Raw genomic sequence first — 1193 nt, 5'->3', positions numbered from 1 at the left:
GGGGAAGACAGGTCCGAATTTCTGATTTTTAAAGAAGGCTCGGCAAACTGGCTGGAATACGGGGACTACAGGTATGAACAATGCAACTGAAGCCACCTTCCAACCGGCTTCCCAATTGGCAAGCTACTTGAAACGTTTGGTATCTGCGATCCTGCTTGGTTCGGGCCTGGTTTGGACCTCACCAGTTGTCGCGGCTGACGTTTCGCAACTTCCAACCGGTTTGCGAGCAAAGGTTGATCTGGCGGCGCAGGCATGCGCGGAGTTCAACAACGGTCAGTTTGACATAGCCTGGGGCGCGGTTGAAAGGGTCGATCTCGACGGAGATCTTCAACACGACTGGGTTCTGAATGAGTCTGGTTTCGCGTGTTCAAGCGCCGCATCTCTTTATTGCGGAACTGGCGGATGCATGTCGCACTTTTGGGTTAGTGAAGAGGTGCACTCTTTGCTTAACCAAGGTTGGACGGTCGTTGATTTTGGGCGTCAACGCGTTGTCGTCGCAGATATTCATGGATCCAATTGCGACGGAATAAACCCAACGCCTTGCGTCACCGCCAGTGTTTGGGATGCGGACGCTAAGACGTGGCGCTCGTCTGCTGGCGATTGGGAATAAGTTACATTTGAGCATTGCAGATAAGCCATAGGAGCTGGTTTGTTCGATGGGTTCTCTGTGGCACGCAAACTTATGGGCAAATCGTGCAAAGTTATGCGCAAATACCGCGCAGAGTTATGGGCAAGCTTCCAAGATTTTCTTCAATGAAATCAATGTTGGGAATGTAGCGTTATGAGCGCACCTACAGATTTTGTAGGTTTGCGCATAACACTTCGCACACCCCATAAGTTTGCGCAGTTCGCCCATAGTTTTGCGCTGCGCGATTGTCGGCATTGGCGACGAATTCAATCAGTTTTGGCTTAGTCGTTGTGGTTACGACCCTTTGCATTTCTCAATCCCGCAAAGGGCCTCCCTAAGGAACCTGGGATTCTCGCGAAGGTCTGCGATGCGCAGAAAGCGGACTTTGCAAAGTCGAGAATAAAGGTCCGTTATGGACGTTCCATCGCTGTCCTGGGATTTCCTGGTATCGGTCGGGTGGCCGTTGTTACAGTATGTTTAGAAGCTTTGAATACCCAGCGTTCAAAACAAGAGCCGCAAGTGTCCCTGTTATCGTCGCCGGTATACCCTGCTTCCAGGTATCGAA

At 51.0% G+C, this 1193-nt stretch carries 1 protein-coding gene; it reads left to right on the top strand.

The features are described from left to right. Positions 1-73: 73 nt before the first annotated feature. A complete protein-coding gene (locus tag AC2FHW_RS19865) occupies positions 74-610 on the top strand; it encodes a hypothetical protein (protein WP_170668087.1) in 537 nt (178 codons plus the stop codon). Positions 611-1193 lie beyond the last annotated feature (583 nt).

It is taken from the genome of Ruegeria sp. YTSA108 (assembly GCF_059610185.1).
Note: the sequence above shows the minus strand (reverse complement) of the source record. Positions and strands in the feature narration are given on the sequence as shown.